Source organism: Streptomyces sp. NPDC049915 (assembly GCF_040656475.1).
GTDB lineage: Bacteria > Actinomycetota > Actinomycetes > Streptomycetales > Streptomycetaceae > Streptomyces.
On record NZ_JBFAMH010000016.1, the window covers coordinates 85,484 to 110,405 of the forward strand.

Genomic DNA, 24,922 nt, shown 5'->3' on the forward strand with positions numbered 1-24,922 from the left:
TCATGATCGCGCGCCCGCTGCCTTCGTCCGCCCCCGCCGCCCAGGGCGTCGACGCCACCGGTGTCGAGGCCTTCCTCGACGCACTCGACGCAGCGCCCGGCATCAGGCCGCACAGCCTGCTGATCCTGCGCCACGGCCACCTCGTCGCCGCCGGGTCGTGGGCGCCGTACACCCAGGACCGCCCGCACCTGCTGTACTCGCTCAGCAAGAGCTTCACCGGTACCGCCGCCGGGCTCGCCGCCGCGGAGGGGCTGCTGCGGCTGGACGACCCGGTGCTCGCCTACTTCCCCGAGTTCGCGGACGAGGTCACCGATCCCCGGGTACGGGGCATGTTGCTCCGGCACGTGGCGTCGATGGCCAGCGGGCATGTTGCCGAGACCATGGACCGGGCGCGCGCCCTGGACCCGGACGACCTGCTGCACGGCTTCCTGCGGCTGCCGCCGGAACGCGACCCGGGCACCGTCTTCGCCTACAACCAGCCGGCCACCTACACGCTCGCCGCCGTCGTGCAGCGGGTGACGGGCCAGTCGCTCACCGACTACCTGCGCCCGCGGCTGTTCGATCCGCTCGGCATCGGGGGCGCGGTCTGGCACCGCGACCGCGGCGGTCGCGAGCTGGGCTTCAGCGGACTGCACGCCACCTGCGACGCCGTCGCCCGGCTCGGGCAGCTGTATCTGGACCGCGGCCGGTGGGAGGGCAGGCAGCTGCTGCCCGAGGAGTGGGTCGCCGAGGCCACGCGCCCGCACATCGCGACGGCCGGTGCCATGTCCGGCGGTGACTGGGACCTCGGCTACGGCCTGCAGTTCTGGATGTCCCGGCACGGTTTTCGCGGGGACGGCGCCTACGGCCAGTTCTGCCTGGTGCTGCCGGAGCAGGACGCCGTGGTCGCCCTGACGTCGGAGACCGTGGGCATGCAGACGGTTCTCGACCTGGTCTGGGCCCATCTGCTGCCCGCCTTCCACCCCGGGCCGCTGGGGGGTCGCGAGGGAGCCGACGCGGCCCTGCGCGAGCGGCTCGCGCACCTCACGCTGCCCGCGGCGGCCGGCAAACCCACACCTCCGGAGCGAGCGGACGCATGGGCGGGGGCGGTGTTCGCCCCGGAGGGCGGCGGCTGCGCGGATCAGCCGGGCCTCACCTCCGTGTCGGTGACCGCGGAGGAGGACGGCTGGACGCTCACGCTCACCGAGGACGGCCACGCACTGCCCCTGCACCTCGGCGACGGCGGGTGGGCCGTCGCCGAGGAGCCGCTGCCGACCGCCGTCAGCGGCGGCTGGACGGACGCCGGGACCCTGGCCGTGGACGTCGCCTTCCTGGAGACCCCGCACTCGCTGTGCGTGACCTGCTCCCTCCCGGGCAGGACGTTCACCGCCCGCTGGCACACGACGCCGCTGATGCCCGGCGTGCCGCTGCGCAAGCTGCGCGCGCCCGGCTCGTCATCCTGAGGCAGGCCGAAAGCTGCGCAGGACGACCTCCTGCGCCTGACGCCTGCCGGTGTCGTCCCAGTCGGCGGCGGGGGCGGTCAACCGCAACGAGAATCCCCGGCCGCCGCCCAGCAGGACACCGCGGCCGAAGGTGCGCACCCGCGTCCCGCCGGCCGCCGTCACCAGCCACTCCATGTCGGCAGCGCGGCGGCCCTGGTACGTCGTCGCCCGGATCGCCCCGATCCGCCGGTAACCGTCCGCCGCGCGCAGAGCGGGCTCCACGTCGTCCCGCCACACGGCGACCGGGTCCCCGCCGACGCGCTCGCTGTACGTCACCGCGAGCGTGCGCGGATCGTCCGTCGCGCCGAACACGACCCGGTACGCCCCGTCCCGGCCCGGCGAGGTGCGCAGCCGCCCCCAGTCGTCCGGCAGCGCCACCGAGAATCCCTCCGGTGCCCGGTACAGCCGGTAGCCGGAGGGCAGTCCCGGCGTCGGCGTGCCCGACGGCCGGGGGGCCGCCGCCGTCCCGGTGGCCGCGGGCGGCGTCCCGGTCGCCGCGGGGGAGGGCGCGGGTGCCCGCGCGGCGTCCGCGTTGCCCGGGCCCTGCCGCAGGGCGAGAGCCACGGCGGTCACGGCGACGACCGCCACCGCGGCGCCGACCGCCACGTGCCGCCGCCGCCACGCCGGGCCGGCGTGCCAGGCGGCGTAGGCGCGGCGCAGCCGGGGTGCGGGCACGGACGGCACCACTGCATCCGGGTCCTCGTTCAGTACGCGGGTGAGCGCCTCGCGGACCACCCCACGGGACAGCCGCTCGCGGGAGTTCTTGCGCAGCAGCCCCTGCACCACCCGCGTCAGCGGCCCGCAGCGCACGGGCGTACGCAGGGGCAGCCGGTCCACGGCCTTCAGCGTGGCCTCCGGCCGCTCGCGCTCCCGGAACGGCGGCCGGCCCTCGACCATCGTGTAGAGCAGCGCACCGAGCGCCCACAGATCGGCGGCCGGGGAGATCCGCTCGTCGCGTGCCTGTTCCGGCGAGGCGTACGACGGTGCCGCGACGCGCGGGGCCAGGGTCGCGCCGGCCAGGCCGAAGCCGGTGACCGCGACCGGCCGGTGGTCGCGCACGAGGACCTGCCCGGGGCTCAGCTCGCCGTGCGTGATGCCCTCCGCGTGCGCGGCCTCCAGCACGTCCAGCAGTTCCAGCGCGATGCGTGCGGCCCGCACCGGGTGCAACGGGCCCTCCTGGGCGAGGAGTTCACCGAGCGGTGTGCCCTCGGCCCACTCCGTCACCGTCCACAGATCGCCCCGCTCGTACACCGCGTCGACGACCGCCGGGACGCGGCCCGGGCACAGCCGGCTCATCGTCTCGGCCATGCGCAGGACGCGCCCGGTGGCGCGGCGCGCCTGGTCCCGCTCGTCCGCGTCCGTCCCGGTGTCCGGCAGCCCGGTCCGGGTGAGCAGCCGGGGCTGTCCGGCGGCCGTGTCCTCGCCGTACCAGCAGACGCGGTTGGTCTCCTCGTGGACGATGTCGAGGAGCCGGTACCGTCCGGCGACCCACGCCTGCGTGGAGCCGTCCGCTGTGCCCATGGTCATCCCTCGCTGCACCCTGTTTCACCCGTTTCCCTGGGGTACGGCGACCGGGACGGCGTCCGTTCAACGCGGCCCGGATTCCTGTCCTTCGTTCAAAAGACTCCGGGGCGCCGGGATGTGCGGGACGCAGAGGTCCGCCCCGGCCCAAGGGGGGAGTGGGCCGGGGCGGCGTATGGTGCTGCCCTTCAAGACGCCGGATCACGTACGGGGGTTGCTCCGCACGGTGAAGAGAACCGGCTTCCCCCTCATCGGCGGACCGCAGGCCCCGCGGCGTCCTCCGGCAACTCCGTCACCGCGCCGCTGCGTCGGCTCTTCGCCGGGGCGCCGCAGAAGGCGGACTCCAGCGTGCGCAGCATCGTGGTGTGCACGGCCGCGTTGTTGGAGGTGTCGGCCAGCGCGGCGAGGCTGCGCCGCCCGTCCGCGGAGGTGAACGCATAGCTGTAGTAGCCCTGGACGGCCCCCGTGTGCCCGTACACCGACACCCCGCACGACAGGTCGCGGCGGCGCAGCCCGAGGCCGTAGGCCTGCCCGGTGCCGGCCGGCACCCAGCGCCGCATCTGCTGCAGTTGCGCGGCGGAGGTCAGCTTGCCGCGCAGCAGCGCCGAGTAGAAGGTGTTCAGGTCCCGGGTGCTGGAGATGATCGCGCCCGCGCTCTGGGCCCACGACACGGTCTGCCGGGTGGCGTCGACCAGCGCGGCTCCCTCGGTGTCGGGGGTGAGGTAGCCGCGCGCGTACCGGCCGGGCAGCGCGGTGTCGGGGTGCACGTAGAAGGTGTCGCGCAGCCGCAGCGGCGTGATGATGCGGTCCTGGTAGGCGGTGGCCACCGGACGGCCGGTGAGCTTCTCCACGAGCATGCCGGCCACCACGAAGTTGGTGTTGGAGTAGGAGTAGGCGCCGCCGGGCTTCCCCGTCGGGGCGTGCCGCAGCGAGCGGTCCACCAGCTGGCGGTAGGTGAACACCTTGGTGCGCACGGCCTCGAAGCCGGGCACCGTCTGCGCGAACATGTCGTTGGTGTAGTCGTACAGCCCGCTGCGGTGGCTGAGGACGTGCCGGACGGTGATCCCGCGGTCGGGCAGCAGCCCCGGCAGGTAGTGGTCGACGGACGCGTCCAGGTTCAGCTTGCCCTCGTCGGCCAGTTGCAGCAGGACCACGGCCGTGAAGGTCTTGGTGATGCTGCCGACGCGGAAGCGGTCGGTGTCCGCCAGCGCCCGCTTGGTGGCCCGGTCGGCGACGCCCACGGACGCGCCGAGCACCGAGCCGCCGTCGTCGATCCGCGCCATCGCGCCCGGGGCGCCCTGCCGCTGGGCGGTGCGCAGGATCTCGCGCAGGCCGGCGAGGTCGGGCCGTGGCAGTGCGGCCGCCGGTGCGGCGGGACGTGCGGGATGTGCGGTGGCGGCGTGTGCCGGGACCGTCAGCAGGGACAGCACGACCGCCCCCAGTGCCGTACCTCTGCGCAGTGCTGCTGGGATCATCCGAGGCCTCTCGTTTCCGTCACGTCGCTGTGCTGGAGCCACATCTGACCGCCCGTCGGAAACGGTACGGCGTGGCCGCGCACAGTATCGCGGCGAAAATCAAGAAAAGCGACAATCCGGGCGCAGGCCTGACGTCGGGTCATGTCCGGGACGGCGGCGGCCGCGTCACGGCCACAGGCTCCCGCGGATCAGGAGGTGCTCGGCTCGGACGCCAGCAGCCCGTCGCGGTGGGCGATCGCCACAGCCTCCGTGCGGCTCGCCGCACCCAGCTTGGCCAGGATGTTGGAGACGTGCACGCTCGCCGTCTTGCCGGTGATGAACAGCGCCTCACCGATCTGGCGGTTGCTGCGGCCGAGCGCGAGCAGCCGCAGCACCTCCTGCTCACGCGCCGTCAGCGGCGAGGGAGCGGACGGTCCTTCGGCCCCCGGCACGCCGCCCAGCCGGCCGCGCCGGATCAGCGCCTCGACCCGCTCCAGCAGCGGCGCGGCCCCCAGCCGTACGGCCGTCCCACGCACCTCACCGGCCTGCACCGCGGCCTCGGCGCGCCGGTCCTCGGCGAGCAGGGCCTGAGCCCACCGCAGCCGGCACCGCGCCTGCTCGTACACCTCGCCGAAGCCGAACGCGGCCACCGCCTTCTCCCAGACCGCCGCGTCCGGGCCGGAGACGGCCCGGGTCCACTCGGCCTCGGCCCGGGCAAGCCACGCCTGCCCCTCCGGCCCCTGCGGCGGGCCCGCCTCGCTGTGCCCGGCCGCCCGCCGCGCCTGCTCCACCAGCTCGCCCGCCACGTCGGCCCACCGCCGCGCCCCCGCGGCGTCACCGGCCGACCGCAGCCCGGCGGCCGTGTCGGCGACGGCGGACAGCGCCAGCGCGAGCAGCCGCACCGCCGCGTCGGGCAGGGTGCCCGCGTCGTCGGTGAGCGCCGTCACCGTGGCGCGCGCCTGCTCCACCGCCGCCTCGGCATCACCCCGCCACGCGGCCGCGTCGGTCAGGACGATCCCCGCGACCAGCGTCGCCATCCAGTCGAACGGGCCCCGCAGCAGCGCCCGCGCCCGCTCGGCGGCCCCCGCGTCACCGCGCGCCAGCGCCACGTACAGCGCCGGGCCCGCCGTGTAACCGCCGGCCGCCGGCACCGCCTTGGCCTCCGCCGCCGCCCGTAGGCACTCGTCCCACCGGCCCAGCGTGTAGAGCACCAGCTGCTGCAAGTACCGCATCTCCAGCGGATACGGCGACGACAGCAACCCCGCGTCGCGAGCGCGCTCCAGCCCCTCCGCCGCCCACGGCACGCTCTCCGCGAAGGCGCCCGCCTCGAAGCAGCCGACCGCGAGATGGAACAACGCTCTCATCTCCACCGGGGCGTTGCCCGCGCGCCGGGCCAGCTCCCGCGCCCGCACCAGCCGCTCGCGCCCCTCGGCCGTGCGCCGCGCGCCTCCCTCGAGACCCACCAGCGAGATCAGCAGGTCGGCCTGCGCGTCCGCCACCCCCAGCTGCTCCGCCGCGGACAGCGCCCGCCGCGCCACGTGCAACGCGGCCCGGGACGCCCCGACCTCACGGGCCGCCATCACATGGGTGGCCGCCGCCCACACCCAGGTACGCGTCGGCGGCTCCTCCGGGATCAGCGCGAGCGCCTCGCTGCTGTAGGCGAAGGCGGCGGTGAGATTGTCGGCGGTCAGCAGGTTCCCGGCGAGGGTGTAGCGCACCCGGGCGGCCAGCTCGGAATCCGCGTCCTGCCCGATGCCGGCGAGCGCCGCCCGGGTCAGCGCGACCGCGCGGTGCACCTCGCCCGCGTGCACGGCAGCCGCCGAAGCGCGCAGCGTCAGCGTGATCCGGTCGCCGCCCTCACCGGCCGGGCGGGCCGCCGGATCGACCGCGGACCACAGATCGAGCGCCGCTTCCAGATGCCGTAGCTCCTCCGCCGGCGCGCCCACCCGCCGGGCGTGGTCGGCGGCCTGAAGCGAGGCGGCGAGCGCCTCGGGCAGATGATGGCTCTCGCGCCAGTGGTGGGCGCGCTCCGCCGCGCTCTCGCCCGTGCTGCCGCGTCCGGCGAGCAGCCGCGCGAACGTGCCGTGCAGCCGCGCCCGCTCACCGGGCAGCAGGTCGGCGTAGACGGCTTCACGGGTCAGCGCGTGCCGGAAGGCGTAGGTCTCCCCGTCGTCGGGCACCAGGAGCTGGCGGCCGACGGCCTCGCGCAGGGCCGCCTCCAGCGCGTCCTCGGACAGCCCGACCGCCTCGCGCAGCAGATCGTGCTCCACCCGGCGCCCCGCGACGGCGGCGGTGCGCAGCACCTGCTGCGCGGTCTCCGGCAGCTGCTCCACCCGGATCAGCAGCACGTCCGCGAGGGCGCTCGGCACGCCCTGCGCCTGTGTGCCGGTGGCGGCGAGCAGCTCCTGCGCATAGAAGGCGTTGCCCTCGGCCCGCTCCACGATCGTGCGCACCGTGCCGTCCGGCAGCGGCTCGCCGCGCAGTGCCCGCAGCAGCCGGGTCATCTCGGCGTCCGGCATGGGCCGCAGCTCCAGCCGCTCCACCGCCGGCAGCCGCACCAGCTCGGCCAGCAGGGGACGCAGCGGATGGCGCCGGTGCAGGTCGTCGGAGCGGTAGGAGGCGAGCACCGCCAGCCGGGGCCCGGGCGCTCCCAGCGCGCCGCGGGTCAGCAGGAACCGCAGCAGGTCCCGGGAGGACTGGTCGGCCCAGTGCAGATCCTCCAGCACGAGCAGCAGCGGGGTGTCCTCGGCGAGCCGGGCGAGCAGGGCCGCCATGCCCTCGAAGAGCCGCAGCCGGGCGTCAGCGTCCCGCGCCGGGTCGCCGCCGCGCACCTCGCCACCGCCGCGCAGCCGCTCCACCGCGGCATGCGTGGCCAGATGCGGGGCCAGCCGCTCGTCCTCGGCGATCCGGCCGAGGATCTCCGTGAACGGCAGATACGGCAGGCCGACGTCACCGAGGTCCACGCAGTGCCCGGTGAGCACCCGCATGCCCTGCCCGGCGGCATGCCCGGCGACCTCGTCCAGCAGCCGGGTCTTGCCCACCCCGGCGTCCCCGGCCACCACCACCGCCCGCGCCTCACCGGCGCGGGCGCGCTCCAAGGCGCCGAGGAGCCGGGTCAGTTCCCGGTCCCGGCCGACGAGCGGGGAGGTGAAATCGTTCTGCGGCACGGATCAATCCTGGCACGCACCACTGACACCGCGGGGGGCACCGGACAGGACCGGCGCTCGGCGCGGTGTCCGCGCCCCACCGAAACGGCGTTCGGCGCGGTGTCCGCGCCCCACCGGACCGGCCCTCAGCGCAGCGTCCGCGCCCAGTCCGCCGGCACCCGGCCCGCCGGCCCAGGAGCGGGCTGGTCCTCGGGGTGGCTGTGCGGGGGCGCGAGGGCGGGGCCGCTGTCGTACAGCTCGTCGGTGGCGTAGTTCCAGAACCACGCCTCGCCCGGCTCGTAGCTCTGCACCACCGGATGCCCCGTCGCGCGGAAGTGCGCGGTGGCGTGCTGGGCGGGGGAGGAGTCGCAGCAGCCGATGTGCCCGCACTGCGCGCACCGGCGCAGATGGAACCACCAGCCGCCGGCCGCCTCGCACTCCACGCAGCCGGTGCCGCTCGGCACCGCGCTCTGGTCGATGCCGTCGCCCTGGGTCATGCCGTCTCCTCGGATGGGGTGTCGGGTTCCGCCGCGGTGAGCGGCAGCAGCACCCGGAACCGGGTGTCGCCGGGCTCGGAGTCGACCTCGATGCCGCCGTGGTGCTTGTTGACCACGATCCGCCAGGAGATGTCGAGGCCGAGCCCTGTGCCCTCGCCGACCGGCTTGGTGGTGAAGAAGGGATCGAAGATGCGGTCCCGGATCTCGGGCGGCACGCCCGGACCGGTGTCGCGGAACTCCACCAGCAGCCGGTCGTTCTCCCTCGCCGTCCGCACGGTCAGCGTGCCCTCGGCGCCGGTGTCGTGGATCGCGGCGACGGCGTTGTCGATCAGGTTCGTCCACACCTGATTCAGCTCCGCCGGATAGGCGGGGATCCTCGGCAGCGTGCGGTCGTAGTCCTTGACGACCTTGATCCCGTCGCCGATCTTGCCGGACAGCATCAGCAGCGTGCTGTCCAGCAGTTCGTGCACGTCGGCGACCTGGTAGGGCGCGCGGTCGAGCTGGGAGTACTGCTTGGCCGCGTCGACCAGGTGCGAGATACGGGTGGTCGAGTCCTCGATCTCGTCCATCAGCAGCTCGGTCTCGACCGTGTAGTTCAGCCAGCCGATCGCGCCGGGCAGGACGTCGGGCTCGACGGCCGCCGCGACCTGCTCCAGCCAGTCCACGTCGAGCCCGGCCTGCACGAACGTGGGCGCGATGCGCCAGCCGTCCGGGATGTCGTGGTCGTCGAGCCAGTCGCTGAGCGCGTCCTCCCGGTCGGCGGCCTCCAGCGGGCTGAGCGCGGGCGCCTTGCCGACGCGTTCGGCGGTGCGCTCCTGGAACTCGATCAGGCCCGCCAGGACCTCCCGCGGATAGGGCCCCGACGAGATCACGGCGAGCTTGTGCCGCATCTTCGCCACCCGCTCGCGCAGCGTCGCCGTGGCTCGCACGGCCGCGGCGGCCGGGTTGTTCAGCTCATGGGTGAGCCCCGCGGACAGCGAGCCCAGCGCCAGCAGCCGCTCGCGCTGCCCGATGGTCCGCTGGGTGGCCTTCGACCCGAAGAACAGGCCCTCCAGGAGGTGGACCGCCATCGGGAACCACTCCTGCATGACGCTCGCGAACGTGTCCGCCGGCAGCACGAAGAACCGCGTCGGCTCGGTCACGCGCAGGGAGTTGTTGTAGACCTGCCGCACCCGGTCCCCGAGGTAGGCCTGCATGGCGCCCGCGTACACCCCGGGCTGCGAGGTCCGCGTCACCTCCACGTCCTCGGCGCCGACCCGCCGCGAGAGCACCACCGTGCCCTCGACCATCACGAAGAAACAGGTGGCGGGGTCACCCTCGGCGTACACCGGGCCGGGGTCGAACAGCTCCACCCGGCCCTCGCTGCACAGCCGCCCGAGCTGCTCGTCGGAGAGCTTCTCGAACAGGAACAGCGAGCCGATCTCCGCCGGGCTGCACGGCACCGGCCGCCCGCTCACGACTGCTCCAGGTAGCGGTGGACGAGCATCACGGCCATGGCTCCCTCTCCGACGGCGGACGCGACCCGCTTCGCGGACTCCGCGCGCGCGTCGCCCGCGACGAACACGCCCGGCACATTGGTCTCCAGGTGGTACGGCGGCCGGTCCAGCTCCCAGCCCGCCGGCGGCCGCCCGTCGGGGGTGAGGTCGGGTCCGGCCAGGATGAACCCGCGCTCGTCGCGCAGCACCGTCCCGTCCAGCCAGTCGGTCAGCGGGGCGGCCCCGATGAACACGAACAGCCAGCCCGCGTCGACCTCTTCCCGCTCGCCGGTGTCGACGTCCCGCAGGGTGAGCCGCTCCAGGCTGCCGTTTCCGTGCGCGGACTCGACGACGGTACGGGGGCGCACCGAGATGTTGGGCGCCTCCTCGATCTGCTGGATCAGATAGTGCGACATCGACGCCGACAGCGACGGACCGCGCACCAGCAGCGTCACCGACTTCGCGCCCCGCGCCAGGTACATCGCGGCCTGGCCCGCGGAGTTGGCGCCGCCGACGATGTACACGTCGTGGCCGTGGCAGGAGGACGCCTCGGTGAGCGCCGAGCCGTAGAACACGCCGCAGCCGGTCAGGTCGTCGGCGCCGGGCGCCGGCAGCTGCCGGTACTGCACGCCGGTCGCGAGGATCACGCTGTGCGCGGCGACCGCCGAGCCGTCCGCGAACCGCACGATCCGCGCGGCGCCGCTCACCTCAAGGCCGGTGACCTCCCGCGCGGTGAGGATCTCCGCGCCGAACTTGGCCGCCTGCCGCCGGGCCCGGTCGGTGAGCTGGGCGCCGGAGACGCCGTCCGGGAAGCCGAGGTAGTTCTCGATCCGGGAGCTCTGCCCGGCCTGGCCCCCGGTCGCCGACCGCTCCACGAGGACCGTGCGCAGCCCCTCCGACGCCCCGTACACGGCCGCGCCGAGCCCGGCCGGGCCGCCGCCGATCACGACGAGGTCGTAGAAGTCGGCCGTGGGCGTCGTGGCGAGGCCCACGCGTGCGGCCAGCTCGGGCGGGTCCGGCTCGATGAGCGGCTCTCCGTCCGGTGTGACCACCAGCGGCAGCCGCCGCCCGTCCGCGCCGGCCGCCGCGAGCAGCCGTTGCCCCTCCGGCTCGTCGGAGGAGTACCAGCGGTAGGGCACCTGGTTGCGGGCCAGGAACTCGCGCACCTCCGAGGAGCGCGCCGAGAAGCGGTGCCCGACCACCTTGGTGCTGGGCACCGGCTTGAAGTCGCTGGACTTCCACGCCTGGAGCAGGTCGTCAAGGACCGGGTAGAGCTTCTCCTCCGGCGGGTCCCACGGCTTCAGCAGGTAGTGGTCGAGATCGACGACGTTGATCGCGTCGATCGCCGCGCTGGTGTCCGCGTACGCGGTCAGCAGCACCCGCCGGGCGCCCGGGTAGACGTCCATGGCGTGTTCGAGGAACTCGATGCCGTTCATCTGCGGCATGCGGAAGTCGGCCAGGATCACGGCCACCAGGTCGCCGCGCAGCTTCAGCTCGCGCAGCGCGTCCAGCGCGGACTCGCCGGACTCCGCCCGCACGATCCGGTACGCCTCGCCGTAGCGCCGCCGCAGGTCGCGGGCGACGGCGCGGGAGACCCCCGGGTCGTCGTCCACGGTCAGGATGACGGTCCGCGCTGTGTCGGCGGCCTGTGCCATACGACTCCCACCCCGAGGTCGGTCACGGGCCCGGCCCGCCCTCGTGACGCGCCGGTCCGTGGCCATCGTATGTTCGATCCGCCCGGCCCGCTCGGGTATGCGCTGCGGGCTCAGGCGCGGCGCTCACCGAGCACGCAGAACTCGTTGCCCTCCGGATCGACGAGGACCACCCACGGCTGCTCGCCCTGCCCGATGTCGGCGTGGCGCGCGCCCAGCGCGAGCAGGCGCTCCACCTCCGCCCGCTGGTCGTCGGGGCGGAAGTCGAGGTGGAGACGGTTCTTGACGCTCTTGGCCTCCGGTACGGGCACGAAGAGCAGCCCCGGCATGCGGTCCGGCGCCGGACGGATCTCGAACTCGTCGGGATCGTCGTTGACGACGGTCCAGCCGAGGGCCTCGGCCCACCAGCGGCCCAGGGCCGCGGCATCGGCCGCGTCCACGATCACCTGCTCCCACTCCAAGGTCATGTCGGCAGGGTATGGGTGAAGACTGTGGGTGGCACAAGCGACATACGACATGAGGAGGCGGCCGGATGACGGGCGCGATCACGGCAGGGGTCGACGGGACGGACGAGAGCCGTGCCGCGCTGGACTGGGCGGCACGGGAGGCCGTACGCCGCTCGCTGCCGCTGCGCGTGGTGCACGCCTGGGAGTTCCAGCCGGCCGTGCCGTCCGAGGTGGCGGGCTTCGAGGCGCAGCAGGGCTGGGCGGTGAAGGCGCTCGAGGGCGCGGTCCGCGCGGTCACCGAGCGGCACCCGGAGCTCGCGGTGACCAGCGACGTGCTGGAGGGCCCGGCGGTGCGGACGCTGCTGGAGGCGGCCGCCGGGTCCGAGCTGCTGGTGCTGGGCTCGCGGGGGCACGGCCGGCTGGTGGGCTTCCTGGTCGGTTCGGTGGGCCAGCAGGTCATCGTCGAAGCGACGCGGCCCGTGGTGCTGGTGCGCGCCGGCGACGAGGCGAGCGCCGAGGCGGCGGGCCGGGACATCGTCGTCGGCCAGCACGGGGAGCCGGAGGACAGCGCCGAGGTGCTGCGGTTCGCCTTCGAGACGGCCGCCGCCCGCGGCGCCACCGTGCGCGCGGTACGGGCGTGGACGCTGCCGCCGGTGTTCGCCTACAGCCCCGGCTCGCTGAAGCTGCTGGACGGCGCCGGCGGTCTGGAGCCGTTCGAGCGCCAGGCTCTTACGGACGCCCTCGAGCCGTGGCGCGAGCGCTTCCCGCACGTGCCGGTGGTCGAGCACGTGGAGATCGGCAGCGCGGGGCAGGTGCTGCTGTCGGTGGCGGCCGACCACGCGCAGCTGCTGGTGGTCGGGCGGCGCGCCCACCGCACGGCGGTCGGCGCCCGCATCGGCTCCGTCGCCCACGGGGTGCTGCACCACGCCGGCTGCCCGGTGGCCGTGGTTCCGCACACCTGAGGCGTCACCGGGGGACCGTCGGCTCCAGCGTCTCGCGCGCCTTGGGCAGGATGTTGTCGATGTAGTCCTTGACGGCGGTGTCCAGACCGATGTCGTGCTGGGCCCGCTCGGACAGGTACCAGCGGTGTTCCAGCAGCTCGTGGTAGATCTCCGCCGGGTCCATCGTGCCGCGCAGTTCCAGCGGTACGGCCCGCACGGTGGGCCGGAAGACGTCCCGCACCCAGCGGTGCGCCAGGACCTCGGGGCGGGCGGCGAGGGGGTCGCCCGGGGCGTAGTCGTCCTGGGTGGCCATCCAGCTCTCCAGGTCGTTCAGCAGCCGCCGCGCCTGGTTCTCCTCGGCGTCCAGGCCGGTGAGGCGCAGCAACTGCCTCTGATGGTGGCCCGCGTCGACGACCTTCGGCACGAACGTGACCGAGTCGCCGTGGGAGTTGTGCTCGATCTGCATCTCGGCGACGTCGAAACCGAGGTCGTTGAGCCGCCGGATCCGGCGCTCTATGTAGTGGTACTTGCCCGCCGGGTAGACCGAGGTGCGGGTCAGTTCCTGCCACAGCCCCCGGTAGCGGGCGCAGATCTCGGTGCCGAACTCGACCGGGTCCACGGACGGGTGCAGCGCCCCGGACGCCTCCAGGTCCAGCAGCTCGCCGCTGATGTTGACCCGGGCCAGGTCGAGGTCGTAGTCGCGCTGGCCGGGGCTCAGCCGCTGGTGCAGCTCGCCGGTCTCGGCGTCCACCAGATAGGCGGCGTAGGCGCCCGCGTCCCGCCGGAACAGCGTGTTGGACAGCGAGCAGTCGCCCCACGCGAACCCGGCCAGGTGCAGCCGCACCAGCAGTACCGCGAGCGCGTCCATCAGCCGGTGCATGGTCGCCGGCCGCATCGTCGTCTCGAACATCGACCGGTACGGCAGCGAGCCCCGCAGATGGCGCGTGATCAGCACCGGCTCCAGCGGTGCGCCGGAGGCGTCGGTGCGCCCGGTGACCACGCCGAGCGCGTCCACGGCGGGGATGGCGAGCCGGTCCAGATCACGCAGCAGCTCGTACTCGCGCAGCGCGGGCCGCTCGGCCAGCTCCTTGACGGCGATGACCTCGTCACCGGCGCGGGCGTAACGGACGACGTGCCGGGAGATGCCGCGGGGGAGCGGCACGAGATATTCCTCGGGCCACTCCTCCAGCGGCAGCTGCCACGGCAGTTCGAGCAGGAGCGCGGGGTGCTCGGGGTTGGTGGCGCTGATCTGCAAAGCCATGGGCAGAGCCTAAGCGGATGTGCGCGCCGTGGGGAAAGGCCTAGGCAGCCCGCTCCCACGCCTGCTGGGCGGCCGCGGTCGTCGCGCCCCGGTGCACCGGCCCGTGGCCCGGCAGCAGGACGTCCGCTTCCAGGCCCCTGATGATCTCCAGGGAGGCCACCGCGCGCGCCCGCTCGTGGTGGAACATGTCCGGCAGCAGCTGCGGTCCCCTCGCCCGTGACGTGGGATGGCCGCTGACCAGCGCGTCCCCGGAGATGAGGACACCGGCCTCGGGCAGGTGGAAGACACAGTGCCCGTCCGTGTGGCCCGGCGTGTGCACGGGCACGGGACGGCCGGGCAGGTCGAGCGGTCCGGTGCCGGGGAAGGCCGTGGGAGCGGTGACCGGGTGCTGCTCGGTGCCGCCGGAGCGCAGCGCGTGCACCATCCACGGCAGCACACCGGGCCGCCAGGCGTTGCGCAGCACCTCGCCGACGGTGACCTGCTGGAGGAATTCCCGGCGGGCGTGGGGAACTTCGGCCTCGTGCAGATGGACCGGCGTGCCGTGGGCGGCCCGCAGGTACTCGGCCGAGCCCAGGTGGTCGTTGTGCGCGTGGGTGATCAGCACGGCCGCCACCGCCTCCGGTGAACTGCCCACCTGGGCCAGTGAGTCCAGCACCAGCTGCCGGTCCCCCGGGTATCCCGTGTCGATCAGGGTCACGGCGTCCCCGTCGGTGAGGATCACCCAGTTGGTGTTGGAGCCGTGCACCAGGTAGGTGCCGTCGGCGACTTGGTGTACGTCCGCTCGCATGTGCCGTCCCCCGTGGTGAGATCGCCGGCCGTCGGCAGAAGCAAAGCAGATCATGGGGACGGTGGGGAGAGCGGCCCGCCTCAGCGCACGCCGTGCGGCCGGAACTGGATGCTGATGCGCGGTCCCGTGGCCCGGGTGGACTTGGGGACGCAGTGCTCCCAGGTCCGCTGGCAGGAGCCGCCCATCACGATCAGGTCGCCGTGGCCCAGTGGCCGGCGGACCGCGGGGCCGCCGCCGTGCACCGGGCGCAGCAGCAGGTCGCGGGGGGCGCCCACGGAGAGGATGGCGACCATGGTGTCCTCCCGTGAGCCCCGGCCGATCCGGTCCCCGTGCCAGGCGACGCTGTCGCGGCCGTCGCGGTAGAAGCACAGCCCGGCGGTGGTGAACGGCTCGCCCAGCTCGTCTGCGTAGTGGGCGGACAGCAGGTCGCGGGCCTCGGCGAGCACCGGGTGGGGCAGCGGGTCGTCCGCGCCGTAGAACGAGAGCAGCCGGGGGACGTCGACGACCTGGTCGTACATCGTGCGGCGCTCCGCGCGCCAGGGCACCTCGGCCGCGAGCTGTTCGAACAGTGCGTCCGCCCCGGTCAGCCAGCCCGGCAGCACGTCGATCCACGCGCCGGCACTCAGCTCCGTCCGGCGGATCCCGTCGAGGGAGCCGAGGCGCAGCTCGTCGGTCTGGTCGAACAGGGAGCCCTGGAGGTGCGTGGCCATGGCTTCAGCGTAAACCCTGAATCGAAAATATGTTCCATGCGACTGGCGTCGACCCACCGCGCTCTTTTGATACATCGATGTATCCGATACATTCGCGTATCGAATGGAGGTGGCCATGGCGACGGACGGCACGGCCCCACGGGTCACCCGGCGGCGGGTGCGCACGCGAGCCAACCTGCTGGATGCCGCGTTCGCCGTGTTCGCCGCCAAGGGGTTCGGCCGCGTCTCGATCGAGGAGGTCTGCGAGGCCGCCGGCTACAGCCGCGGCGCCTTCTACTCCAACTTCTCCAGCCTCGACGAGCTGTTCTTCGCGCTGTACGAGCAGCGCGCCGACCTGATCGCCGAGCAGGTCGCCGCCGCCCTCGCTCAGGACGGCCCCGACCTCGACGTCGCCGCCTCGGTCGACCGGGTGACCGAGGTGCTGCTGCTCGACGTGGACTGGCTGCTGGTCAAGACCGACTTCCTGGTGCACGCCGCCCGCGATCCGCAGGTCGCCCGTACCCTGCTCGAGCACCGCGCGCGGCTGCGGCGGGCCATCGCCGACCGGCTGGCCCGCGCCACCGCTCACAGCCCCCTGCCCGCCCTCCTCGGCGACGCCGACGGCGCCGCCCACGCCGTGGTCGCCGCCTACGACGGCGTCACCACCCAAGTGCTGCTGGACAAGGACGTCGAGCACGCCCGCGCCTGGCTCAAGCAACTCCTCACCGCGCTGCTCACCAACGGCAGCGCGACCCCCCGACAGTGAAGGGAACGCGCGCATGGACGCGGACGTCATCGTCGTCGGAGCCGGACTCGCCGGCCTGGTCGCGGCGCACGAACTGACCAGCAGGGGCAGGCGCGTCGCCCTGGTCGACCAGGAGAACGCCGCGAACCTCGGCGGACAGGCGTTCTGGTCCTTCGGCGGGCTGTTCCTCGTCGACACCCCGGAGCAGCGGCGCCTGGGCATCAAGGACTCCTTCGACCTCGCCTGGAGCGACTGGCAGGGCAGCGCGGCATTCGACCGGCTCGCCGACGAGGACTCCTGGGCCGTGCGCTGGGCACGCGCCTACGTCGAGTGGGCGGCGGGGGAGAAGCGGTCCTGGCTCACCGGGCACGGCATCGATCTGCTGCCCACCGTCGGCTGGGCCGAGCGCGGCGATCTGCGCGCCGACGGCCACGGCAACTCGGTACCCCGCTTCCACATCGCCTGGGGCACCGGTACCGGCGTCGTCGAGCCGTTCGCCGACCACGCCAGGCAGGCCGCGCGCGACGGGCTGCTCACCTTCCACCACCGCCACCGCGTCGACGAACTCGTCATCGAAGCCGGCGCCGCCCGCGGTGTGCGCGGCAAGCTGCTCGCCGACGACGACGCACCCCGCGGCGTCGCCTCCAACCGCGACGAGACGGGCGACTTCGAACTCACCGCCCAGGCCGTGATCGTCACCACCGGCGGCATCGGCGCCAACCACGACATCGTCCGCCGCTACTGGCCCGAACGGCTCGGCACCCCGCCCGCCGAGATGGTCACCGGCGTGCCCGCCTACGTCGACGGCCGCATGCTCGACATCAGCGCCGAGGCCGGCGTCCGCCTGGTCAACCGCGACCGCATGTGGCACTACACCGAGGGCCTGCAGAACTGGAGCCCGATCTGGCCCGGCCACGGCATCCGCATCCTGCCCGGCCCGTCCTCCCTGTGGTTCGACGCCCTCGGCCGCCGCCTGCCCGACCCCTGCCTGCCCGGCTACGACACCCTCAGCACCCTGAAGCACCTGCGCACCACCGAGGACATCGCCGGGTACGACCACTCCTGGTTCATCCTCACCCGGAAGATCGTCGAGAAGGAGTTCGCGCTGTCGGGCTCCGAGCAGAACCCCGACATCACCGCCAAGGACAAGGGCGCCGTGCTGCGCGACCGCCTGCTCGGCAAGGGCGCGCCCGGCCCGGTCGCCGACTTCCTGCGGCACGGCGCGGACTTCGTCGTCGCCGGCACCCTGGAGGGGCTGGTGGAGAAGATGAACGCCCTCACCGACAAGCCGCTCCTCGACGCCGACGGCATCCGCCGCCAGATCGAGGCCCGCGACCTGCAGATCGCCAACCCCTACAGCAAGGACGCCCAGGTGCAGGGCATCCGCAACGCCCGCCGCTACATCGGCGACCGCCTCGGCCGGGTCGCCGGCCCGCACCGCGTCCTCGACCCGGCGGCCGGTCCTCTCATCGGCGTCAAGCTGCACATCCTGACCCGCAAGACCCTCGGCGGCATCCAGACCGACCTGGACTCGCGCGCCCTGGGCCTGGACGGCACGCCGATCGACGGGCTGTACGCGGCCGGTGAGGTCGCCGGCTTCGGCGGCGGGGGCGTGCACGGCTACAACGCCCTGGAGGGCACGTTCCTCGGCGGCTGCCTGTTCTCGGGGCGCGCGGCGGGACGGGCGGCGGCGGCGCAGACCGCGTGACGGCAGGCGGCCGGATCGGGTGAGGACAGGCGGCCGGAACGTGTGAGGTACGGCCGGGCGGGCGGCGGCCACAGGCCGGGCCGCCCGAGCCCTGCGCCGCGATTCCCTACCGCTTTCCCTTCAGCAGGCCGAGCAGCACCGCCGCGTGGGACTCGCCGGGGGCCTTGGAGGCGGTCAGCAGCGTGATCCGCCCGCGGTGGGCCAACGTCCGCAGGTGGCCGAGGAGTTCGGCCGCCTCCGGCTCCGCGAGCTCCGCCTCGTAACGCTGCCGGAACTCGTCGTAGGAGCCCTCGCCCGCGTGGTACCAGCGCCGCAGCTCCGTCGACGGGGTCAGCCCCTTGGGCCACTCGTCGACGTGCGCGGCGTCCTTGGCCAGGCCGCGTGGCCAGAGCCGGTCGACCAGGACACGGACGCCGTCGTCCGGCTCCGGGGGGTCGTACACGCGACGCACGCGGACGCTCATCGTCGGGCCTTTCTGCGGGGGCGGTCGCTGCGAGCGTAGTGCGGGCCGCCCGGGGGACGCGGTACGACGTGGCCTGAACGAGCGGCGACCGGGCGCCGCGCGGCTCCTACGCTGAGGGCCGGTTGATCACCCGGCACCCCACAAGGAGCGCATGTGAGCCGATCCCGGCAGCCCGCCAGACGTACCGCCTCCCCGAGCCGATCCCCGCAGCCCGCCGGACGCCCTCCGCCCCGGGCCGCATCGGCGTCCTCGCCACCGTCCCCGTCGCGCTCGCCGCCCTGCTGGCCACCGCCACGCCCGCGGCGGCCGGCACGACGGGAGCCGCAGGGGTGGGCGACCCGTACTTCCCGCTCGCCGGCAACGGCGGCTACCACGTGAGCCACTACGATCTGACGCTGCGTTACGACACCCGCAGCCGCCATCTCGACGGCCGTGCGGTCCTCACCGCCCGCGCCAGCCAGCCGCTCACCCGCTTCGACCTCGACCTGAGCGGCCTGAAGGTCACCGGCGTCACCGTCGACCACACCCGGGCCGCCTACCGGCGCGACGGCCAGGAACTCGTCATCACGCCGCGCCACGCCCTGCGCGCCGGGCAGCGGTTCCGGGTCACCGTCACCTACGACGGCACGCCGAAGCCGGTCACCGACCCCGACGGCTCACCCGACGGCTGGATCGCCACGGACGACGGGGCGTTCGTCGCGGGGGAACCGCAGGGCGCCATGACGTGGTTCCCGGCCGACAACCACCCCTTGGACAAGGCGTCGTACGACTTCACCCTCACCGTGCCCGAGGGGCGCACCGCCGTCGCCAACGGTGTCCTGCTCGGCACGCGCACGGCCCGCGGCACCACCACCTTCCGCTGGCACCAGGCCGAGCCCATGGCCGCCTATCTGGCCACCGCGACCATCGGCGCCTTCAAGGTGCGGCAGTACACCACCCGCGACGGCATCCGCGTCTACGACGCCGTCGACCCGCGGGAGGCCGGCGCCGCCGAGCCCGTGCTCAGGCAGCTGCCGGCGGTGCTCGCCTGGGAGAGCGGCATCTTCGGGCCGTACCCCTTCCGGGCCGCGGGCTCCATCGTCGACCGCGCGCCGGACGTCGGCTACGCGCTGGAGACACAGACCCGACCCGTGTACGACTCCGCGCCCGACCTGGACACCCTGGTGCACGAGACGGCCCACCAGTGGTTCGGCGACTCCGTCTCGCTCACCACCTGGAAGGACATCTGGCTCAACGAGGGCTTCGCCACCTACGCCTCCTGGCTGTACGGCGAACAGCACGGCGGCCCGAGCGCCCAGCAGACGTTCGACAAGCTCTACGCCCGCCCGGCGGGCGACGAGCTGTGGGCGTATCCGCCGGCCGACCCCGGCAGCGGCGCCCGCATCTTCGGCACCCCCGTCTACGCCCGCGGCGCCATGGCCCTGCACGCACTGCGCCGGGCCGTCGGCGACCGCGCCTTCCCGCACCTGCTGCGCGCCTGGGCGGCCGAGCACCGCTCCGGCCACGGCACGACCGCGGACTTCATCGCCCTCTGCGAGCGCCTGACCGGCAAGAACCTGTCCGGCCTGCTCCGCACCTGGCTCTACGCCCCCGGAAAACCGGCCCGCCCCGGCGGCGCGGGAACTCCCTGATTTCCCGCGTGCCCCACGGGTACTCCGTCGGCCTGAACGGCTCACAGGGAGGTCCTGCCATGCGTGAAGGGGACGACCTGCCGGTCGTGCGCTCGCTCGCCGAACTCACCGACCTGGTGGACGGCAACCGGCGGCTGTACGTCCGCTGGTCCAGGGGGCCGGAGACCGACCTCGGCAAGGTCTCCAGCACCGACGACCTCACGGGCGTCCCCATGCCGGGCCTGTCCGCCAACCCGCTCGACGTCGAGCGGTGGTGGGAGGGCCGCCCGCTCAGGCTCTGGGTGGCGCGTCGGCTCTACGACTACGCCCATCTGCCCCATGAGAAGGGGCCCGGCATCCGGCCCTGGGTGCTGCAGGGGCACGAGACGGGACGGGGTCCGGACAACGAGCCCCTGGTCGCCGAGGTCCACCCGATGTGCTGGATCGACCCCGCCGTGATCGACGAGGCCCGCGCCGAGGTGGACAAGCAGCACAACGACTGGGGGCCGCTGGACCGCACCGGTCGCAGCCGGCCTTCCTGACCGCAGCCGGGGTGGTCGTGGCCGGGGTGTGTGCGGCGCCGGTCCGGTGCTGACGACGCCGCCGCTGATCGGAGCCGGGCGCCCCCGGCCGGGGGGACCGATCGCAGTCGGGCGGCCGCCCGCCGGGGTTGCCGGCCGGCAAGCCGGGGCGGCCGCCCACTTCGGCCGCCTAGCCGGACTTGCGGCTGCCCGCCCGGCGCCGCAGCCTGCGGCGCTCGGTCTCGCTGGTGCCGCCCCACACGCCTATCGTCTGGTCGGCGTCCAGTGCGAATCGCAGGCACGGCTCCTGGACCGGGCAGCCCCGGCACACCGCCTTCGCCTGCTCGGTCTGGACCAGCGACGGCCCGGTGGTGCCGATCGGGAAGAAGAGGTCGGGGTCCTCGTGGCGGCACGCGGCGTGCTCTCGCCAGTTGTCCATCAAAGTCACCTTCGATTGCGTCGACTGGTTGCGTGGGCATGCGGATGATTCACTCGCGTTCGGGTCACCTGTCGATGCTCGGGTGAAACCCCCCATTCTTCCTTGCCTGTTGGGACGGCTACCCCGCCGGGGTACCGCCGGTCAGTCGCGCAGCGCCTCCGCGGCCGTCTCCGCCACCGTGTCGGCGACCGTGGCCAGCGCCGGGGAGTCCAGCCGCCACTGCTGCCAGTACAGCGGGACGTCCACCGCCCGCTCGGGCGCCAGCTCGACCAGACGGCCCGCGCGCAGCAGCGGTTCCGCCTGCGCTTCGGGCACCATGCCCCAGCCGAGCCCGGCGGCGACGGACTCGGCGAACCCCTCCGACGTGGGCACGTGGTGCCGCAGCGCGCTCGCACCGCCACGCCCGCCGCGCAGCTGCCGTACGAATCCGTCCTGGAAGTCGTCGCGCCGGTCGAAGACGATCACCGGCGCCTCGGTGAGGACGTCGTGCAGCGGACCGCGCGTCAGATGCCGTGCGGCGAACTCGGGCGCCGCCACCGGCAGATAGCGCATCCGGCCCAGGTACCGCACCGAGCATCCGGGCACGGCGTCGGAGGAGGACGTCACCGCCGCCATCACCAGGCCCTCGCGCAGCAGGGCCGCCGTGTGGTCCTCGTCTTCGCGGCGCAGCTCGAAGCAGAGCCGCAGTTCCTCGGGCACCCGGGTGAGCACCCCCAGGAACCAGGTGGCCAGCGAGTCCGCGTTCACCGCCACGGGCACCCGCACCGGCTCCCCGGCCCCGCTGAGCCCCAGCTCCGCGTGGGCGTCCCGCTCCAGCCGGGCCACCTGCCGGGCGAGCCGCACGAGCACCGCGCCCGACTCGGTGGGCCGTACCGGTTTGGTGCGCAGCAGCAGGACGCGCCCGGTGCGCTGTTCGAGGGCCTTGACCCGCTGGCTGACCGCGGACGGCGTCACATGCAGGGCGGCCGCGGCCGCCTCGAACGTGCCCTCGTCGACCACCGCGAGCAGTGTGCGCACCTGGTCGAGGGGAAGCTCCGCCGTCATCGCGTCATCACGTGCGCTAATGATACATAAGAATCTTTAGCTGTACCCGGAGTGATCGCTTCCGTAGCGTCGGGGGCATGTCCAGCTCTCTCACCGCCGCCACCGCGGGTTTCGGCACCGGCCTGTCGCTCATCGTCGCCATCGGCGCCCAGAACGCCTTCGTCCTGCGCCAGGGGATCCGCCGGGACGCGGTCCTCGCCGTCGTCGGCATCTGCGCCCTGTCGGACGCCCTCCTCATCGCCCTCGGCGTGGGCGGGGTGGGCGCCGTGGTGGTGGCGTGGCCGGGCGCACTGGCGGCGGTCGGCTGGATCGGCGGCGCGTTCCTGCTGTGCTACGGCGTCCTCGCCGCCCGGCGGGTGCTGAAGCCGGGGGCGCTCCGGGCGGAGGGGGAGGCGGCGGGCTCACGCCGCCGCGCGGTGCTCACCTGCCTGGCGATGACCTGGCTCAACCCGCACGTCTACCTCGACACCGTCTTCCTGCTCGGTTCGATCGCCGCCGACCGCGGCCCGCTGCGCTGGACCTTCGGCCTCGGAGCCGCGCTCGCCAGCCTGTGTTGGTTCACCGCCCTCGGCTTCGGCGCCCGCCTCCTCAGCCGCCACCTCGCCCGCCCGGCGGCCTGGCGCGTCCTGGACGCCCTCGTCGCCGTCACGATGCTCACGCTCGGGGTGTCCCTGATCGTCGGCAGCTGAACACCTCGCCCGGCCGGGCGCACAGCTGGTGCTGCGACAGTGAACCCCGGCAACAAAAGATGTAGCGACCATCCAAGGAACCCGTGGACACCAGCGACAGCACCACCGAAGACAAGGAAGAGCCGCGCCCGGCGGCCCCGGCGCCCGGGATGCGCACGCGCTGGCGCCGATGGGCGATGGACACCCGTCCTCTGCGCCGCCCCGCCTACCGGCGGTTGTGGTCCTCGACCATCGTCACGGCCGTCGGCAGCCAGCTCACCGCCGTCGCCGTGCCCAAGCAGATCTACGACATCACCGGCTCCTCGGCATGGGTCGGCTACGCGAGCCTCGCCGGTCTGGTGCCGATGGTGGTGTTCGCGCTGTGGGGCGGCGCGGTCGCCGACACCGTGGACCGGCGCCGGCTGCTGCTGATCACCAACACCGGCATCGCCGTCACCTCGGTGCTGTTCTGGGTCCAGGCCGCCGTCGGCCTCAAATCCGTGGGCGTACTGATGCTGCTGCTCGCGGCCCAGCAGGCGTTCTTCGGCCTCAACTCGCCCGCCCGCAACGCCTCCATCGCGCGTCTCGTCCCCGCCGAGGAACTACCCGCCGCCAACGCGCTCGGCTCCACAGTCATGCAGACCGGCCTGATCGCCGGGCCGCTGCTCGCGGGCGCGCTGATCCCCGTCATCGGCCTGCCCGAGCTGTACCTCGTCGACGCCCTCGCGCTGTGCGTCACGCTGTGGGCGGTGTTCCGGCTGCCGGCGCTGCCGCCGCTCGGACAGGCCGCGGCCCGGCGTGCGGGCGTGCGGCAGATAGCGGAGGGCTTCCGCTACATCTCCGGCCACAAGGTACTGCTGCTGTCCTTCCTCGCCGACATCGTCGCGATGGTCCTCGGCATGCCCCGCGCCCTGTTCCCGCAGCTCGCGGCTCAGACCTACGCCTCCTACGGCGAGGGGCTCGCCCTCGGCCTGCTGTTCGCCGCGATCCCGGTGGGCGCCGTGCTCGGCGGGCTGTTCTCCGGCACCTTCTCCCGTGCGCGCCGGCACGGCTGGATGGTGATCGGCGCGGTCGTCGCCTGGGGTGCGGCGATCACCGGCTTCGGACTGAGCGGCAACCTGTGGCTCGCCGGGCTGTTCCTGGCGGTGGCGGGGCTCGCCGACATGATCTCGATGGTCTTCCGCGGGGCGATCCTGCTCTCCGCCGCCACCGACGAGATGCGCGGCCGGATGCAGGGCGTGTTCACGGTCGTCGTCGCGGGCGGTCCGCGCCTGGCCGACGTGTTGCACGGCACGGCGGGTGCGGCCTTCGGCCCCCGCACGGCGGTGGCGGGCGGCGGCCTGCTGGTCGTCACGGTCATGCTCCTGCTGGCCACGGCGATGCCGGCGCTGCGCCGGTACCGGATCTGACACCGGGGCCGCGGTTCTGACACCGGGGACCGCGGACCTGATACCGGGGGCCGCGCCGACGGACACCGGCCCGACCGGCGCGGGACGGCAGGCAGAGTCCGGCGCGGGACGGCAGGGCAGAGTCCGGGGCGGGACGGCAGGGCAGAGTCCGGGGCGGCACCGGCACGCACGGTCCGGGGCCCGGAGCCGGCCGCCGCCGGCCACCCGGGCGGTCCGGGCCCGCGCGCGCAAGGATGCGCGCAAGACCCGGCCGTCAGACCGGTCGTACCCGTCTACCGCGTGCGCCGCATCGCGTACTGCTCCATGAGTTTGTTGCGGGTCGTCTCCAGCCGGTGGGCCAGGATCTCGGCCACGATGCGCATGAGCGACAGACCGAGGGCCGGTTCCTCCTCGCACAGCCGCAGCACCGGCTGCGCGTGGAACTCGTAGGCCCGTACCGGGCTGAAGGCCTCCGCGCCGAAGTCCCACTGGTACGGCGGGAACAGCCAGGACCAGCCGAGCAGGTCGCCCGCCCCCAGCGAGGCGACCGTGACCCGCTGGATCGACGTCACCTGCTGGGTCAGGGAGACCGAGCCGGAGCGGATGACCCAGAAGCGGTCGGCCCGCCCGCCCGCCTCGAAGACGTGCATGTCCTCCGGGAAGGACACCTCGTGGGCGAGTTCCATGAGGTGCCGACGCTGGGGCGGGGGCAGAGCAGTCAGCAGTTTCGTCGCTTTGGTCATGAGGCGGAGCTCCTCGCCGGCGATGGTTCCGGTGCTTTCCCTACGCCCATTTCAGCCGCTGCCGGGCCGGCAGGCACCTCGGCGGACGGCGTGAATCCACGGGACGACCGGTGGACGCACGATGCGAGGGCGGGAAAAAGCCGGCATGAAGAAGCCCTGGCTGGACGGGGGAAACCAGCCAGGGCCGTAAAGGGTGGAGTACGGGGGACTACGAACGTCGACCCCGTCACCACGTATGGATGA

22 protein-coding genes are annotated in these 24,922 nt (G+C 73.8%); 8 read left to right on the plus strand and 14 right to left on the minus strand.

Going from position 1 to position 24,922, the window contains the following annotated elements:
* Nucleotides 1-2: 2 nt before the first annotated feature.
* Nucleotides 3-1,442, plus strand: a complete 1,440-nt coding sequence (locus AB0J12_RS25585; protein ID WP_363266720.1) for a serine hydrolase — start codon at nt 3-5, stop codon at nt 1,440-1,442.
* Here the strand turns inward: AB0J12_RS25585 and AB0J12_RS25590 are convergent.
* From AB0J12_RS25590 to AB0J12_RS25620, 7 genes are all read right to left on the minus strand, one after another.
* Nucleotides 1,434-3,008: a serine/threonine-protein kinase gene (locus tag AB0J12_RS25590; protein WP_363266721.1), complete on the minus strand. Its 1,575-nt coding sequence runs from the start codon at nt 3,006-3,008 to the stop codon at nt 1,434-1,436. The two genes, AB0J12_RS25585 and AB0J12_RS25590, sit on opposite strands and share 9 nt — an antisense overlap.
* A gap of 242 nt (nt 3,009-3,250) precedes the next feature.
* The gene (locus AB0J12_RS25595; RefSeq protein ID WP_363266722.1) at nt 3,251-4,477 is read right to left on the minus strand and encodes a serine hydrolase domain-containing protein; all 1,227 of its coding nucleotides are present in this window, start codon (nt 4,475-4,477) and stop codon (nt 3,251-3,253) included.
* A gap of 188 nt (nt 4,478-4,665) precedes the next feature.
* The gene (locus AB0J12_RS25600; RefSeq protein WP_363266723.1) at nt 4,666-7,623 is read right to left on the minus strand and encodes an AAA family ATPase; all 2,958 of its coding nucleotides are present in this window, start codon (nt 7,621-7,623) and stop codon (nt 4,666-4,668) included.
* A 125-nt stretch (nt 7,624-7,748) separates the two neighbouring features.
* Nucleotides 7,749-8,099 carry a UBP-type zinc finger domain-containing protein gene (locus tag AB0J12_RS25605; protein WP_363266724.1) on the minus strand — a complete coding sequence of 117 codons (351 nt, stop codon included), beginning with the start codon at nt 8,097-8,099 and terminating at the stop codon, nt 7,749-7,751.
* Nucleotides 8,096-9,556 (minus strand): ATP-binding protein, encoded by a 1,461-nt coding sequence (locus AB0J12_RS25610; protein WP_363266725.1) that lies wholly within the window; start codon nt 9,554-9,556, stop codon nt 8,096-8,098. Before AB0J12_RS25610 ends, AB0J12_RS25605 begins: the two co-directional genes overlap by 4 nt.
* Complete coding sequence (locus AB0J12_RS25615) at nt 9,553-11,229, minus strand: FAD-dependent oxidoreductase (protein WP_363266726.1); 1,677 nt, start codon at nt 11,227-11,229, stop codon at nt 9,553-9,555. The genes AB0J12_RS25610 and AB0J12_RS25615 overlap by 4 nt, the downstream gene beginning before the upstream one ends.
* Before the next feature lie 110 nt (nt 11,230-11,339).
* Nucleotides 11,340-11,693: a VOC family protein gene (locus tag AB0J12_RS25620; RefSeq protein WP_363266727.1), complete on the minus strand. Its 354-nt coding sequence runs from the start codon at nt 11,691-11,693 to the stop codon at nt 11,340-11,342.
* Nucleotides 11,694-11,758: 65 nt separating this feature from the next.
* Between AB0J12_RS25620 and AB0J12_RS25625 the strand changes: the two genes are divergently transcribed.
* On the plus strand, nt 11,759-12,634 hold the full coding sequence (locus AB0J12_RS25625; protein ID WP_363266728.1) for a universal stress protein: 876 nt from the start codon (nt 11,759-11,761) through the stop codon (nt 12,632-12,634).
* 4 nt (nt 12,635-12,638) lie between these two features.
* Here the strand turns inward: AB0J12_RS25625 and AB0J12_RS25630 are convergent, their stop codons facing one another.
* The 3 genes from AB0J12_RS25630 to AB0J12_RS25640 form a co-directional block, all read right to left on the minus strand.
* Nucleotides 12,639-13,874, minus strand: a complete 1,236-nt coding sequence (locus AB0J12_RS25630) for a DUF4032 domain-containing protein (protein ID WP_363266729.1) — start codon at nt 13,872-13,874, stop codon at nt 12,639-12,641.
* A gap of 40 nt (nt 13,875-13,914) precedes the next feature.
* Complete coding sequence (locus AB0J12_RS25635) at nt 13,915-14,661, minus strand: MBL fold metallo-hydrolase (protein WP_363266730.1); 747 nt, start codon at nt 14,659-14,661, stop codon at nt 13,915-13,917.
* A gap of 80 nt (nt 14,662-14,741) precedes the next feature.
* Complete coding sequence (locus AB0J12_RS25640; RefSeq protein ID WP_363266731.1) at nt 14,742-15,371, minus strand: alpha-ketoglutarate-dependent dioxygenase AlkB; 630 nt, start codon at nt 15,369-15,371, stop codon at nt 14,742-14,744.
* 115 nt (nt 15,372-15,486) lie between these two features.
* Between AB0J12_RS25640 and AB0J12_RS25645 the strand changes: the two genes are divergently transcribed.
* Both AB0J12_RS25645 and AB0J12_RS25650 read left to right on the plus strand, forming a co-directional pair.
* Nucleotides 15,487-16,116, plus strand: a complete 630-nt coding sequence (locus AB0J12_RS25645) for a TetR/AcrR family transcriptional regulator (protein ID WP_363266732.1) — start codon at nt 15,487-15,489, stop codon at nt 16,114-16,116.
* A gap of 13 nt (nt 16,117-16,129) precedes the next feature.
* Entirely contained in the window at nt 16,130-17,803 is a 1,674-nt protein-coding gene (locus AB0J12_RS25650) for an FAD-binding dehydrogenase (protein ID WP_363266733.1), read from the plus strand.
* A 106-nt stretch (nt 17,804-17,909) separates the two neighbouring features.
* Here the strand turns inward: AB0J12_RS25650 and AB0J12_RS25655 are convergent, their stop codons facing one another.
* Nucleotides 17,910-18,266: a DUF488 family protein gene (locus AB0J12_RS25655; protein WP_363266734.1), complete on the minus strand. Its 357-nt coding sequence runs from the start codon at nt 18,264-18,266 to the stop codon at nt 17,910-17,912.
* Between the two features lie 200 nt (nt 18,267-18,466).
* On the opposite strand from AB0J12_RS25655, the gene AB0J12_RS25660 reads away from it, so the two are divergent.
* Together AB0J12_RS25660 and AB0J12_RS25665 are read left to right on the plus strand one after the other, a co-directional pair.
* Nucleotides 18,467-19,897: a M1 family metallopeptidase gene (locus AB0J12_RS25660; RefSeq protein WP_363266802.1), complete on the plus strand. Its 1,431-nt coding sequence runs from the start codon at nt 18,467-18,469 to the stop codon at nt 19,895-19,897.
* Nucleotides 19,898-19,956: 59 nt separating this feature from the next.
* Complete coding sequence (locus AB0J12_RS25665; RefSeq protein WP_363266735.1) at nt 19,957-20,418, plus strand: DUF6098 family protein; 462 nt, start codon at nt 19,957-19,959, stop codon at nt 20,416-20,418.
* A gap of 169 nt (nt 20,419-20,587) precedes the next feature.
* On the opposite strand, the gene AB0J12_RS25670 is transcribed toward AB0J12_RS25665, so the two are convergent.
* The gene (locus tag AB0J12_RS25670) at nt 20,588-20,836 is read right to left on the minus strand and encodes a WhiB family transcriptional regulator (RefSeq protein ID WP_363266736.1); all 249 of its coding nucleotides are present in this window, start codon (nt 20,834-20,836) and stop codon (nt 20,588-20,590) included.
* Between the two features lie 141 nt (nt 20,837-20,977).
* Entirely contained in the window at nt 20,978-21,880 is a 903-nt protein-coding gene (locus tag AB0J12_RS25675) for a LysR family transcriptional regulator ArgP (RefSeq protein ID WP_363266737.1), read from the minus strand.
* Between the two features lie 77 nt (nt 21,881-21,957).
* On the opposite strand from AB0J12_RS25675, the gene AB0J12_RS25680 reads away from it, so the two are divergent.
* Both AB0J12_RS25680 and AB0J12_RS25685 read left to right on the plus strand, forming a co-directional pair.
* Nucleotides 21,958-22,569 carry a LysE/ArgO family amino acid transporter gene (locus AB0J12_RS25680; RefSeq protein WP_363266738.1) on the plus strand — a complete coding sequence of 204 codons (612 nt, stop codon included), beginning with the start codon at nt 21,958-21,960 and terminating at the stop codon, nt 22,567-22,569.
* 83 nt (nt 22,570-22,652) lie between these two features.
* Complete coding sequence (locus tag AB0J12_RS25685) at nt 22,653-23,957, plus strand: MFS transporter (protein ID WP_363266739.1); 1,305 nt, start codon at nt 22,653-22,655, stop codon at nt 23,955-23,957.
* A 272-nt stretch (nt 23,958-24,229) separates the two neighbouring features.
* On the opposite strand, the gene AB0J12_RS25690 is transcribed toward AB0J12_RS25685, so the two are convergent.
* Nucleotides 24,230-24,679 carry a cyclic nucleotide-binding domain-containing protein gene (locus AB0J12_RS25690; protein ID WP_363266740.1) on the minus strand — a complete coding sequence of 150 codons (450 nt, stop codon included), beginning with the start codon at nt 24,677-24,679 and terminating at the stop codon, nt 24,230-24,232.
* Between the last annotated feature and the right edge of the window lie 243 nt (nt 24,680-24,922).